Source organism: Flaviaestuariibacter terrae, assembly GCF_054777635.1.
This window is the reverse complement of record NZ_BAAHAL010000006.1, coordinates 1,433,568-1,446,725: the sequence shown is the minus strand read 5'-3', so window position 1 is coordinate 1,446,725 and position 13,158 is coordinate 1,433,568. Positions and strand designations below refer to the sequence as shown.

The window sequence follows — 13,158 nt, the reverse complement described above, 5'->3', positions numbered from 1 at the left end:
TTTATTTTGGCCGGTAACTCCAAAAGAGGCTATCTTCGCGCTTCGAAATTAAAAAACACTAAAGGAGGTATAACGCATGTTAATCATCGATTCTAAAGACTGCGAGAACATCGACAAGGCCCTTAAGAAGTACAAGAAGAAATTCGAAAAGGCCAAGATCTTATTGCAGCTTCGGGAGCGCCAGTCCTTCACCAAGCCGTCGGTTCGCCGTCGTGGCCAGGTGCTGAAGGCTGTCTACAAGCAACAGATTGCCAGCGGCAAGATCGAAGCTTAATACCTCTACTGGAGCCGATACTTTATAGCTGCAGGGTTTCGTACCTTGCAGCTATTCTTTTTTTATGCCCGTAGCCCACCCCCGGCTCCAGCCGTTCCTGGATTACCTCAAGTTCGAGAAGCGCTACTCGCGGCATACCCTCCTGTCGTACGAAAACGACCTGACCGGCTTTCTCGACTTTCTCGAAATGCAGTTCGGGCCCGTACCGACCGGCGAGATCACCCACAGCTTTATCCGCAGCTGGCTCGCCTCCCTCAAAGACGCCGGCCTCAGCGCCAAGACCCTCAACCGGAAGATCTCCGCGCTGCGGTCTTTTTTCAAGCATTGCCAGAAAACGGGACTCATCACTCAAAGCCCGATGGCGAAGGTGGTAGCGCCCAAGAATGAAAAGCGTCTCCCGCAATTCGTGGCCGAAAAAGACATCCGCACGCTGTTCGACTACGTGGAGTTTCCCGATTCCTTCCGCGGCCGCACGGAGCGCCTGGCCCTGCTGCTTTTCTACAACACCGGGATGCGTCTCAGCGAGCTCACCGGGCTCAGGGAAAGCGCCGTCAACGCGTCGGCCTACTCGCTCAAGGTGCTGGGTAAGGGCAACAAGGAGCGGATCATCCCCATCAGCGACGCTGTGCTGGCGCAGATCAGTGCCTACCTCGGCGAAAAGGCCTCGCAACCCGCTGCCGACCGCAACGTGCTGCTCGTGAGCGAAAAGGGCGCGCCGCTGCAACCCCGCTACGTCTACCGCTTTGTGCGGCAGTACCTGACCCTTGTCACCACCATTGACAAGCGAAGCCCGCACGTGCTGCGCCATAGCTTCGCCACGCACCTGACGGGTGCCGGCGCGGAGCTCAACGCCGTAAAGGAGTTGCTGGGACACAGTTCGCTGGCGGCGACGCAGGTGTATACGCACAATACCATCGAAAAGCTCAAAAACGTCCACAAAAATTTTCATCCGAAGGCCTGAGGCGGCGCGCGGGGGGAAGTGTTAAAACTCTGCTGCGGAGCTGATTATTTTCAGGAAAAATTGCTTTCGGGTACAATGCATTTGCCCTAACTTCATGGCAAGCCCCCGGGTGTAGTTACAACTGCTCTTTTACATATTGTTTCATCGTCTAAATACTGATTCTATGAACCTTCACATCCAAACGGTGCACTTTGATGCTGATCGGAAACTGATCGAATTCGTACAAGCTAAGATTGAGAAGCTCCCCCAGTTTCACGACCGCATCATCAAAGTGGATGTCTTTCTGAAACTGGATAATATCGTCCATAACATCAAAGACAAGGTCGCCGAGATACGGGTGCATGTTCCGAAAGCCGACTTTTTCGTGAAGGCCACCAGCAAGTCGTTCGAAGCCTCATTCGACGAAGCTTTTGAGTCGCTCGTTAACCAGATAAAGCGTAAAAAAGAAAAGCTCGCTGCTTAGCCCTGCCCACTGAATTCAGAGACCTCCCGCGGGAGGTCTTTTTTTTGCCCATACGGCAGCGGACATGGCGCCTTTGGCAAAGGCATCGGTAAAGGGGAGGCAAGCTCAAAAAAATCCTAAATAAAAAATTCTGCTTTTTTTTGTGGAATGGGTAATTCCGTTACCTTTGCCATCCCGAAAACAAAGGGAGTTCTTTTAAAACTAGATTGCTGAGTGTCAACGCGTCTCCGAACGGCTGAAGGGCTGCCGGATTGCATCACCTGCGATCAGGAAATAAGCCGCTTTAGCTCAGTTGGTAGAGCAACTGATTTGTAATCAGTAGGTCGTTGGTTCGACTCCGACAAGCGGCTCCTAGTTAAACGGGCAGGTTCCAGAGCGGCCAAATGGGGCGGACTGTAAATCCGCTGTCTTCGACTTCAGTGGTTCGAATCCACTCCTGCCCACAAACTTAATCTGCTGATTAGTAAGTCTGCTAGTCTGCTGATTGAGTCTGTTCTTTGATGATGTTCTTACGTGTTGCCTGCGTTTATTAGCAGATTAGCAGGCCAGCACATTAGCACATTGGAATTGCGGGAGTAGCTCATTTGGTAGAGCGATAGCCTTCCAAGCTATAGGTGGCGAGTTCGAGCCTCGTCTCCCGCTCACTGAGCGCCGTAGCTTCGGCGAAGGCGCTCCGAACGTTTTTCTCGTAAGCCCCCGGGCAGAAGAGAGCAAGCCGTTGTAGCTCAGGGGTAGAGCACTTCCTTGGTAAGGAAGAGGTCGTGAGTTCAATTCTCATCAACGGCTCAACCAAAACAACTGGCTCCGGCTGGTCGATGATGTTGAGGCGGAACAGCTTTTCCGGAAGTTGCGGGCGCCCTGGTATGAGTCCCTTCCTCTGATTAGAGCGAAGGTTTTTTTGGAATCGTAAATTTGTAGTCCACAACTAAAAACAAATACAATGGCAAAAGAGAACTTTAAGCGGGATAAACCCCACGTTAACGTTGGTACCATTGGTCACGTTGACCACGGTAAGACAACCTTGACGGCCGCCATCACCGACGTTTTGTCAAAAAGAGGTCTGGCGGAAAAAAAGAACTATGATGATATCGACGGTGCTCCCGAAGAAAAAGAGCGCGGTATCACCATCAACACGGCTCACGTTGAATACCAAACGGCTACCCGTCACTATGCGCACGTGGATTGCCCTGGTCACGCCGACTACGTTAAGAACATGATCACCGGTGCCGCCCAGATGGACGGTGCTATCCTAGTTGTGGCTGCAACCGACGGTCCGATGCCCCAGACGAAAGAGCACATCCTGCTCGCCCGCCAGGTAGGTGTTCCCCGTCTCGTTGTTTTCATGAACAAAGTTGACCTCGTGGAAGACCCCGAGCTGCTGGAACTCGTTGAGATGGAAGTCCGCGACCTCCTGAGCTCCTATGGCTTCGACGGCGACAATACACCCATCATCCAGGGTTCGGCTACCGGCGCTCTTGCTGGTGACGAGAAGTGGGTGGCCAAGATCAACGAGCTGATGGACGCCGTGGATAGCTATATCCCCCTGCCTCCCCGCCCCGTTGACCAGCCGTTCCTCATGTCGGTGGAAGACGTATTCTCGATCACAGGTCGTGGTACGGTTGCTACCGGTCGTATCGAGCGCGGTCGTATCAAGGTTGGTGAGCCCGTAGAGATCGTAGGTCTCATCGAGCACCCCCTGACTTCTACCTGCACAGGTGTTGAAATGTTCCGCAAGCTCCTCGACGAAGGTGAAGCTGGTGACAACGCCGGTCTGCTCCTCCGTGGTATTGAAAAGACCCAGATCCGTCGTGGTATGGTAATCTGCAAGCCCGGTTCGATCACGCCGCACACCGAATTCAAGGCCGAAGTTTACGTTCTTTCGAAAGAGGAAGGTGGCCGTCACACGCCGTTCTTCAACAAGTACCGCCCCCAGTTCTACTTCCGTACTACGGACGTAACCGGCGAGTGCGTACTCCCCGAAGGAACCGAGATGATCATGCCTGGCGACAACACCTCCATCACCGTGAAGCTGATTCAGCCGATCGCCATGGAAAAAGGTCTCAAGTTCGCTATCCGTGAAGGTGGCCGTACCGTAGGTGCCGGTCAGGTTACGGAAATCATCAAGTAAGCTTCCCGCTTTTAGCTTGTTGATTCGCAAGATTTCTTATCTTCGCAACATAATGCTAAGAGCTATTAGCCCCCGCGCTAATAGCTCTTAGCTTTCTACGGGCGTAGTTCAATGGCAGAATAGAGGTCTCCAAAACCTTTGATGGGAGTTCGAATCTCTCCGCCCGTGCCAACAGAGGCAAAATGGCTCCCCCGGGCCATTCGCCGTTTTAAAAAGATTCTATGAACAAAGTATCCAACTACTTCAGCGAGTCCTTCCGCGAACTGACGCAGAAGGTAACCTGGCCCACCTGGCAGCAGCTCCAGCAGTCCACGATGATCGTCCTGGTTGCTACCCTGCTCATCACCGCCCTCGTGGCCCTGATGGACCTCATCGCCGGCACCGGCCTGGGCTTTATCTACAAATAACCGAGCGGAACTACCATGGAAGAAAATAAGACGAATACGACCGAAACGGAATCCGCCCCCCAGCCCGAAACCAAATGGTACGTGCTGCGCGTGGTAAGCGGTAAAGAGCGCAAGGTCAAGGAATACCTCGATAAGGAAGTATCGCGCGGCGGATGGGGCAATGTGGTCAAGCAGGTGTTCCTCCCCGTAGAAAAGGTATACAAGGTCCAGAACGGCAAGAAGGTAATGCGCGAGCGCAACTACTATCCTGGCTACGTTATGATCGAAGTGGCCGACGGCAAGCTCCACGACGAGCTCCGCGAAACGATCTCCGGCATCACCAATGTCATTCACTTCCTGGGCAAGGACAACCCGATCGCCCTCCGCAAGTCGGAAGTGAACAAGATGCTGGGCAAGATGGACGAGATGGCCGAAGCCGGTGGCGCCTCCATGAGCGAGCCGTTTATCGTAGGCGAAACCATCAAGATCATCGAAGGTCCGTTCAACGACTTCAACGGTACGATCGAGGAAGTGAACGACGAGAAGAAGAAACTCAAGGTGACGGTAAAGATCTTCGGTCGCTCCACTCCGGTCGAGCTCAACTACATGCAGGTCGAGAAGATCGGTTAAGATCAAGCCATAATATTTTTCAAAAGCCATTCTCCGGAGTGGCTTTTTTACTTTTGCCCCCATGCCCGCCCGCCTCCGCTTTCTCCTGCAGTATTTCCTGCTCTGGCTCCTCTTCTTCGAAGCGGGGCGCGCGCTCTTCCTGCTCGGGCAATGGGGGGCGCTCCGGCACACGCCCGGGGCCACGGCGCTCGCCAGCTTCTGGTACGGCGCGCGGATGGACGCTTCGATGGCCGCCTACCTCTCGCTCCCGCTGACCGTATTTCTACTGCTTTCGTTTTTTGTGCCCTTCTTCCGAAAGCCACTCATCTACCAGGTCTACACGATCGTTGTTGCCGTACCCGCACTGCTGCTCATCGTGTGCGATATCGAGGTGTACAGGCAGTGGGGCTTCCGCCTCGACGCCACCCCGCTCAAGTACCTATCGGCACCGGCCGAAGCCTGGGCTTCGATCTCCCACCTGCCGGTGGTACGCTACACGCTGCTGTTCCTGCTGCTTTGCGTGCTGCTCGGTATCGGTGCTGTGAAGCTGCTCCGCCGCCTCTGTACGCGGCTGCAGCGCCCCGAGCGCTGGTACATCGGAGTACCGCTGCTGCTGCTCGCAACGGCGCTGCTCATCATCCCCGCCCGCGGCGGCCTGCAGCAAACCCCGCTCAACCAAAGCTCGGTTTACTTTTCGTCCAACAACTTCGCCAACCAGGCAGCGCTCAACGTGCCCTGGAACTTCCTCTTCGGCGTGCTGAGCGAAACGGCCGCCGGCTCCGAAGTCAACCCGTACAACTATATGCCCGCGGCGGAAGCGCAGCGCGTTGTCGACAGCCTGCCGCAGGCCGGCACTCTCCATCTACCCGTCAACCTTGGCAACCGGCCCAATGTGCTCGTCGTGATCTGGGAAAGCGGTACGGCGAAAGTGATCGACAAGGTGTTTGAGGGCACAACCGTTACACCCGGCATCAACCAATTGAAGCAGGAGGGACTCTGGTTCGCCAACGCCTGGGCCTCCGGCGACCGCACCGACAAAGGATTGCCCGCCGTCCTCAGTGGCTACCCGGCCCTTCCGCAGTCGTCGGTGATCCGACTGCCCAACAAGGCCCGCAAGCTGCAAAGCCTGCCCGCGCTTTACAAGGCGGCTGGCTACGGTACCTCATTTTACTACGGCGGCGAGCCCGAGTTTGCCAACATCAAATCGTACCTCCTGGCTGCAGGCTTCGACCCGCTGATCGAGAAGAGCGACTTCGCCGCGAAGGACCAGAACTCGAAGTGGGGCGCGCACGACGGCGTCGTTGCCGACCGATTGTTCGATGAAGTGACGAAGACCGCGGCGGGCGGCCATCCCTTCTTCCGCACCTGGCTGACGCTGAGCTCGCACGAGCCCTTCGAAACACCCGTGCCCACGGTGATCGCGGGCAACGACGACACGCACCAGTTTCTCAACTCGCTGCACTATACCGACAGCGTGCTGTACCACTTTGTGCGCCGCTGCCAGGCACAGCCCTGGTGGGCGAACACGGTACTCGTGATTGTTGCCGACCACGGCCACCCGCTCCCCGAGGGCGACCGCCGGATCAACAACTTCCGTATTCCCATACTATTTCTTGGCGGCAGCATCCAACCGCAAACCGTGTTGCAAAACGTATCGCAGCTCGATATCGCCGCTACGCTCGCACCACCCGGAACCGCTTCAACGGCCTTCCCGTTCAGCCACACGTTGCTCCGTCCCTCCGGCCGGGCCTTCTTCTCGTTCAACAACGGCTTCGGATATGTCCAGGACAGTAGCTACATTCTCTACGACAACGTTGGCCGGCAGCTGCTCGAGCAAAGCGCCGGCGCATCGCCGCGGATGATCCGCGCGGGTCAGGCCCTGCAGCAGCTGACCTACCAGGATTACCTCGACAAGTAGCATGTACAACGCTGCCGCTCAAACAAAATCCGAAGCTCCCTGTAACGTTCGCGCAACCCAGCACGTATAGGTTCAGTAACAATGCATAACATTCGTTAACGAAATCCAAAAGACGGCCCGCTGTGATAAGCGGTAACTCCGAACGGATTCGTAGCATCTAATTTCGTCAAACTGTTTTTCCTGATCAGAACCAAACCGAACACCAATGCTCAGACACGCGTTTGCTTTCCTCCTGACCCTTTCCTCGCTTGCCGCTACCGCTCAAACAGCCCGGCAACTTCCCGCGAAACGCACAACGGCCGCCTTCAAAATCGATGGTGAGCTGAGCGAGGCCGCCTGGAAGGAAGCGCAGCCCGCCAGCAATTTTATCGAGTGGCGCCCTACCTCCGGCAAGCCCGAGAATCCTGCCACCGGCACTGAAGTGTACATCCTCTACAGCAATACTTCCATCTACATTGGCGGCTACTGCCACGAGCGGACACGTGATTCGGTGTCGCGCGAGCTCGTAGGCCGCGACGTGGTGGGCGTGAACGATTTCGTAGGCGTCATCTTCGATACCTACAACGACAAGATCAACGCCTTCGGCTTTTACGTAACGCCGCATGGCGAGCAGTTTGATGCGAAGTACTCGAGCACCAACGGTGAAGACGGATCCTGGAGCGGCGTCTGGAACAGTGCCGCGAAAATTCACAACGACGGCTGGAGCTTCGAGATGGAGATCCCGTACTCGGCGCTGCGCTTCGTGAGCAAGCCCAACCAAACCTGGGGCATCAACATCACGCGCCGCCGCAACAAGACCGGCCAGCAGTTTATGTGGAACCCGGTCGACCCGCAGAAGAACGGATTCATCAACCAGGAAGGGGAGTGGACCGGGATCGAAAAGATCGAGCCGCCGCTGCGTCTCTCGCTCTCGCCCTACCTCGGTGTATACGCCACCAACAACTCGAAGCCCGAAGCCGGCAAGAAAGCCTGGAACAGCTCGGTTACCGGTGGTATGGACGTGAAGTGGGGCGTGTCGGATGCGTTCACGCTCGACATGACGCTGATCCCCGACTTCGGCCAGGTGCGCTCCGACAACCTCGTGCTCAATCTCTCCCCGTTTGAGCAGCGCTACCAGGAAAACCGCCCCTTCTTTACCGAGGGCACCGAGCTGTTCAACAAGGGCAACCTCTTTTACTCGCGCCGTATCGGCCTCGATGCGCCGATGCACATGGGTGCCGCCTACGCCCGCGCCGCCGAACTGAAGGGCGAAGTGATCGACAACCCCGCGCAGGCGAAACTGATTAACGCCACCAAGTTCTCCGGCCGCACCACCAAAGGCCTCGGCATCGGTGTATTCAACGCCGTGCAGCGTGCTATGTACGCTACCGTGTCCGACTCCTCAGGCAAGTACCGTGAGAAGGTGAAGACGGGCAACCTCACCAACTACAACGTGCTGGTGTTCGACCAGACAATGAAGAACAATTCGTCGGTGTCGTTCATCAACACCAACGTGCTCCGCGACGGCGAAGACCCCGATGCCAACGTGAGCGCCTTCCTCTTCGACATCAACAACAAGAAGAATACGTACAACTGGAACGGCAACGTATCGGTAAGCCAGATCTTCGCCGGCGGCAAGAACACGACGGGCTATGCGCACGTACTTGGCTTCGGCAAGACCGGCGGCCGGTTCAACTTCAACGTCAGCGAGGAACTGTACGACGACAAGTACGACAAGACCGACCTCGGGTTCATGAACAACAACAACTACCTCGATCACTACATGTGGGTCGGGTACAAGTGGACGAGCCCCACGAAGCATTTCAACAGCCTCTACCTGAACTTCAACCAGGGCTACAGCATGCGCTTCAAGCCGATGTCGTACCAGCAGTACTGGGTGAACGTGAATGCCAACGGCCAGTTGAAGAACCTTTGGTATGCCGGTTTCTACGTGGGCTACAATGCCGATGGCCACGACTACTACGAAGCCCGCGACTACCAGGGCGGCGCCAACCCGCAGTACTTCGTTGCGCAGAGCAAGCTGATGACCAACTTCTGGGTGGAGACCAACAACGCCAAGAAGTACAAGGTCAACATCAACGCCGGTGTCGACTTCAACGAACAGTTCGCCGGCCACCGCTACGACTTCTCCGTGTACCAGCGCTACCGCTTCAACGACAAGGTGTCGGTGGATTACAATATCTATTACAGCCCTTGGATCGACAACGCCGGATTCTACGACTACTTCCGTCCCGTGGCGAATGGTCCTTACACCGACGTGCTCCTCTCGCGCCGCAACCGCAACACGATCGAGAACACGTTCAGCGTGAAGTACAGCTTCTCCAACCGTGCCTTCATCAACCTCCGGGCGCGTCACTACTGGACCGATGTGGAGGTGAAAGAGCTCTACGACCTGCAATCGGACGGCACGCTGGCACCGACGAAGCACACGGGCATGGCGCTCAATAACCAGAACATCAACTTCTTCAATGTCGATGCCACGTATACGCTGCAGTTTGCGCCGGGCTCCTTCCTCAACATCATGTGGAAGAACCAGACGCAGGATTTCGACTACCAGGACTACATGAGCCGCTACGGCAAGAACCTGACGCGCACGCTCGATGCGCCGATGCTGAACAACTTCTCGGTGAAAGTGATCTACTACCTGGATTACCTGACGTTCCGGAAGTGGGGGAAGAAGTAGGGAGAATATCGAATAGCGAATATCGAATAACGAATATCGAATATCGAATAACGAAGAGCGAAGGGGCGGCCGGTTGGCCGCCTTTTTCATGCATAGGTGAGACGATGATGTAAGAACGTCTCGACGTAAAAGGCCGCTGCATCGCAGCGGCCTTACTCATTACTAATTACTCATTACTCATTGTTCATCGCGCTACTCCTGCTCGCTGCGGGTGGCTTTGCGGTCGGTGATCTTGCGGGCGTTGAAGTAGGTCTCCTGGAAGTCGGGGTCATCGTCCATGAAGGCCGAGATCTCGTCGTCGAGCTCGTAGAGCTTTTCCTGGATCTCCTGGAGCAGGCGCGGAAGCGATTGGGTGATGGTTTGTTTTTCATCGCCCAGGGCGTCGCGCTGGCTGGACAGCGGGCGCAGCTCCTCGATGTCGGCGTTGAGGGCGGCCACATCGGCGAGGCGGATCTTGTAGGGCTCGAGCTGGGGGAGGTAATGCTCGGCGCGCTCGGTGATGGCGGCGCAGCGGCTGATGCGCTCCAGCTCGGGGCCGTTCTCGTAGTAGCGTTTCGGGTGATCGACCTCCACGAGCAGCACACGCAGGCCGCGCTTGCGCGCAAAGACGGTCAGGCGTTTCGACATGAGGGCCGCGCGGGCACTGATGCTGTCGAGCAGCGCGTTCTTGGCGTCGGTGTGCCCTTCGGTGTAGGTGCTTTCGCGGGCATCGAAAAGCCCCTGTGCCCGCTGCAGGCGGGGCTCGATGTAGTTCATGGACTCGGCGATGTGCTCATTGCCTTCCCATTTGGACCTGAACTTTTGCATACAGCTCTTCACGGCCATCTGCATGTTGTAACGATTGCGTAGACGTAGGGACATATAGCAAAGGATTTGGTAAGACATTAAGTTACGGCAGGGCCAACCCGCCTGCAAGAGGTAGGGTCGCTCCTCGCCGCCGCCCGGGCCTGCCGCGCCCCGGAACGTATTGACATACAGCAGGGCCCGTTGCAAAAACAAGTCGTCCTGATGCAAAAACAGCTTGCCGGCTGGCGGAAACGGGTTGTAGGCTGTCGGAAACAGCTTGTATGGTTGCAGAAACGGGTTGTCCTGTTGCAGAAACGGGTTGTCCCGTTGCAGAAACAGCTTGTCATGTTGCAGAAACAGCTTGTCATGTTGCAGAAACAGAGCGTCGGGTTGCAGAAACGGGTTGTTGACCCATCCCCGGCCCTTCCCTAAGGGAAGGGAGACCCATCCCCCGGCTCCTTCCCGGTGGGAAGGGGAGTGTGGCATCCCTCCGGGATGCGGGGGGTATTTTCGAATTGCCCATTCAACCAAGCGGGCCTCCCTTGGGGATGCGGAGCTACCGAATGATTTGGCCAGGCGGCATTGAAACGGATCGCCCGGGGCGTCGCGGGAGGTGAAACGTGTAGCAAACCAGGTCAATCGGGTTTCCATCCTTGTAGCACGCAACAGCATCGCTACCATTCCATCCTGTACGGACGCATCCCGCAGGGATGCCCGTTTGGTAGCCTGCGGGCGGCACGCCCGCAGGCAAAAGGAGGGGCCTTGCCCCGCGCCCCGAAGGGATTCAGGGTCCCCGGACCCGATGACGATCTATGTGGGCGCTGACCATCGGGGGCTTAACAAAAAAGTTGCGTTCAACAACGCCACATTCCGCCTGAATCCATACCTTTGCGCTCCCAAAAGTTCTTTCTATCGACCGCCGCAGCTGCCAGGCTAACGCGGGAAAATTGAAGCGCTGCCTCCCGAGGCAGCAGGAATGATCAACTTGGGAGACCCTTCCGTCGCGGAGATGGACGGGTCGCTTGAACCAATAAATCACAAGAAAAATGGCAAAAGAAATCACGGGCTATGTAAAGCTCCAGTGCAAGGGTGGCCAGGCCAACCCTGCTCCCCCGATCGGTCCGGCCCTGGGTTCCAAAGGTGTCAACATCATGGAATTCTGCAAGCAGTTCAATGCGCGCACCCAGGACAAGCAAGGCAAGGTACTCCCCGTCCTGCTGACCGTTTACTCCGACAAGTCGTTCGACTTTATCATCAAGACTCCTCCCGCAGCCGTTCAGCTGAAGGACGCCGCCAAGATCCAGAGCGGTTCCAAAGAGCCGAACCGCCAGAAGGTGGGTAAAGTAACCTGGGACCAGGTGAAAGCCATCGCCGAAGACAAGATGGCCGACCTGAACGCCTTCACCCTCGACAGCGCCATGAGCATGGTGGCCGGTACGGCCCGCTCGATGGGCCTCACCGTAGAAGGTACCGCCCCCTGGGAGAAGTAATCTAAAGTCCGAACTACTTAAAAGAATTTACAATGGCATTTGTTCCCAAGAAAAGAAAAGCCGTCAACGGTAAAGTTGACGCCAATAAAGCCTACTCGCTCCAGGCGGCCTCTACGCTGGTGAAAGAAGTAAGCACCTGCAAGTTCGACGCTTCCGTGGACATCCACATCCGTCTCGGCGTTGACCCCAAGAAAGCCGACCAGGCTATCCGCGGTACCGTTACCCTGCCCCACGGCACCGGTAAAACGAAGCGCGTTCTCGTTCTCTGCGGCCCCGACCAGGAAGCTGCTGCCAAGGCAGCCGGCGCTGACTACGTAGGTCTCGACGAGTTCATCCAGAAGATCGACGGCGGCTGGACCGACGTAGACGTGATCGTGGCTACCCCCGCGGTAATGCCCAAGATCGGTCGTCTCGGTAAGATCCTCGGCCCCCGCAACCTGATGCCCAACCCCAAGACCGGTACCGTTACCAACGACGTAGCCGGCGCGGTGAACGAGGTTAAAGGTGGTAAGATCGCCTTCAAGGTTGACAAGGCCGGTATCATCCACGCTTCGATCGGCCGTGTGTCGTTCTCCGCCGACAAGATCGCCGGAAACGCCCAGGAGCTGATCAACGCCATCATCAAGGCCAAGCCCGCCACGGCAAAAGGTACCTACCTGAAAGGCCTCACCATGGCGTCCACGATGAGCCCCGGTATCCCCGTCGACACCAAATCGTTCGTTCACTAAAAGCCCCTCCGCAGGCCTCAGCCGAAAGGATGGGGGCTTTGAGGAGTGTAATCCATAACACTCAAAAGCGTTTAACATGACCAAAGAGCAAAAAAATGAAGTCATTGCCGCACTGAAGGAGAAATTCTCCCAGTACGACAACTTCTATGTAACCAATACCGAGAGCCTGTCCGTGGCCCAGGTTTCGAACCTGCGCCGTGCTTGCTTCAACAAGAACGTGGAAATGAAGGTGGCCAAGAACACCCTCATCCGCAAGGCCCTCGAAGGTCTCGACGAGCAGCGTTACAGCGGCATGTTCGAGTCCCTCAACAACGTAACCGCCCTCCTGTTCTCCGAGAACCCCAAGGAGCCGGCCCTGATCATCTCCTCGTTCCGCGACGCCGCCAAAGGCGAGAAGCCGGAGCTGAAGGCTGCCTTCATCAACGGTGACATCTACACCGGCGACAACAACCTGAAGGCCCTCACGAAGATCAAGACCAAGAACGAGCTCATTGGCGAGGTTATCGGCCTGCTGCAGTCGCCCGCTTCGCGCGTGCTGGCTGCCCTGCAGAACTTCCACGAGCAAGGTGGCGTGATCAACAAGCCTGGTACGGAAGCCGCTGCCCCCGCAGCTGAAGCCGCTCCTGCTGCTGAAGCGCCCGCCGCTCCCGAAGCTTCCGCTCCCGAGGCACCCGCTGCCGAAGGTGAAGCTCCGGCCGCTGAGTAAACCTTACCCCCAACCCCTCTCCGCAA

At 56.7% G+C, this 13,158-nt stretch carries 12 protein-coding genes and 5 tRNA genes; 16 read left to right on the top strand and 1 reads right to left on the bottom strand.

The window, feature by feature from the left end; translation table 11 throughout:
• Positions 1-76: 76 nt before the first annotated feature.
• The 13 genes from rpsU (at position 77) to ACYU7Z_RS07080 (ending at position 9,422) form a co-directional block, all read left to right on the top strand.
• Positions 77-274 (top strand): small ribosomal subunit protein bS21, encoded by a 198-nt coding sequence (rpsU, locus tag ACYU7Z_RS07140; RefSeq protein WP_460568820.1) that lies wholly within the window; start codon positions 77-79, stop codon positions 272-274.
• A gap of 64 nt (positions 275-338) precedes the next feature.
• A complete protein-coding gene (locus tag ACYU7Z_RS07135) occupies positions 339-1,235 on the top strand; it encodes a site-specific integrase (protein ID WP_460568818.1) in 897 nt (298 codons plus the stop codon).
• A gap of 163 nt (positions 1,236-1,398) precedes the next feature.
• The gene (gene hpf, locus ACYU7Z_RS07130) at positions 1,399-1,698 is read left to right on the top strand and encodes an HPF/RaiA family ribosome-associated protein (protein WP_460568816.1); all 300 of its coding nucleotides are present in this window, start codon (positions 1,399-1,401) and stop codon (positions 1,696-1,698) included.
• 277 nt (positions 1,699-1,975) lie between these two features.
• Positions 1,976-2,048, top strand: a tRNA-Thr gene (locus ACYU7Z_RS07125).
• A gap of 11 nt (positions 2,049-2,059) precedes the next feature.
• Positions 2,060-2,141: transfer RNA gene (locus ACYU7Z_RS07120), tRNA-Tyr, on the top strand.
• 126 nt (positions 2,142-2,267) lie between these two features.
• A tRNA-Gly gene (locus ACYU7Z_RS07115) sits at positions 2,268-2,340 on the top strand.
• 72 nt (positions 2,341-2,412) lie between these two features.
• Positions 2,413-2,484 (top strand) — tRNA-Thr (locus ACYU7Z_RS07110).
• 154 nt (positions 2,485-2,638) lie between these two features.
• Positions 2,639-3,826 (top strand): elongation factor Tu, encoded by a 1,188-nt coding sequence (gene tuf / locus ACYU7Z_RS07105; protein WP_460568814.1) that lies wholly within the window; start codon positions 2,639-2,641, stop codon positions 3,824-3,826.
• A 97-nt stretch (positions 3,827-3,923) separates the two neighbouring features.
• Positions 3,924-3,997: transfer RNA gene (locus ACYU7Z_RS07100), tRNA-Trp, on the top strand.
• Positions 3,998-4,047: 50 nt separating this feature from the next.
• A complete protein-coding gene (gene secE, locus ACYU7Z_RS07095) occupies positions 4,048-4,233 on the top strand; it encodes a preprotein translocase subunit SecE (protein ID WP_460568812.1) in 186 nt (61 codons plus the stop codon).
• A gap of 15 nt (positions 4,234-4,248) precedes the next feature.
• Positions 4,249-4,842, top strand: coding sequence for a transcription termination/antitermination protein NusG (gene nusG, locus ACYU7Z_RS07090; protein WP_460568810.1), 594 nt, complete (start codon positions 4,249-4,251; stop codon positions 4,840-4,842).
• A 61-nt stretch (positions 4,843-4,903) separates the two neighbouring features.
• Positions 4,904-6,739: an LTA synthase family protein gene (locus ACYU7Z_RS07085; RefSeq protein ID WP_460568808.1), complete on the top strand. Its 1,836-nt coding sequence runs from the start codon at positions 4,904-4,906 to the stop codon at positions 6,737-6,739.
• 205 nt (positions 6,740-6,944) lie between these two features.
• Positions 6,945-9,422: a DUF5916 domain-containing protein gene (locus ACYU7Z_RS07080; protein WP_460568806.1), complete on the top strand. Its 2,478-nt coding sequence runs from the start codon at positions 6,945-6,947 to the stop codon at positions 9,420-9,422.
• 192 nt (positions 9,423-9,614) lie between these two features.
• Here ACYU7Z_RS07080 and ACYU7Z_RS07075 read toward each other — a convergent pair whose 3' ends face one another.
• Positions 9,615-10,283 (bottom strand): hypothetical protein, encoded by a 669-nt coding sequence (locus ACYU7Z_RS07075; RefSeq protein WP_460568804.1) that lies wholly within the window; start codon positions 10,281-10,283, stop codon positions 9,615-9,617.
• 971 nt (positions 10,284-11,254) lie between these two features.
• On the opposite strand from ACYU7Z_RS07075, the gene rplK reads away from it, so the two are divergent.
• The 3 genes from rplK to rplJ all read left to right on the top strand — a co-directional run bounded on the left by rplK (position 11,255) and on the right by rplJ (position 13,132).
• Positions 11,255-11,698, top strand: coding sequence for a 50S ribosomal protein L11 (gene rplK, locus ACYU7Z_RS07070; protein ID WP_460568802.1), 444 nt, complete (start codon positions 11,255-11,257; stop codon positions 11,696-11,698).
• Between the two features lie 32 nt (positions 11,699-11,730).
• Positions 11,731-12,426, top strand: a complete 696-nt coding sequence (rplA, locus tag ACYU7Z_RS07065) for a 50S ribosomal protein L1 (RefSeq protein ID WP_460568800.1) — start codon at positions 11,731-11,733, stop codon at positions 12,424-12,426.
• A gap of 76 nt (positions 12,427-12,502) precedes the next feature.
• Positions 12,503-13,132: a 50S ribosomal protein L10 gene (gene rplJ / locus ACYU7Z_RS07060; RefSeq protein WP_460568799.1), complete on the top strand. Its 630-nt coding sequence runs from the start codon at positions 12,503-12,505 to the stop codon at positions 13,130-13,132.
• The last annotated feature ends 26 nt before the right edge of the window (positions 13,133-13,158 follow it).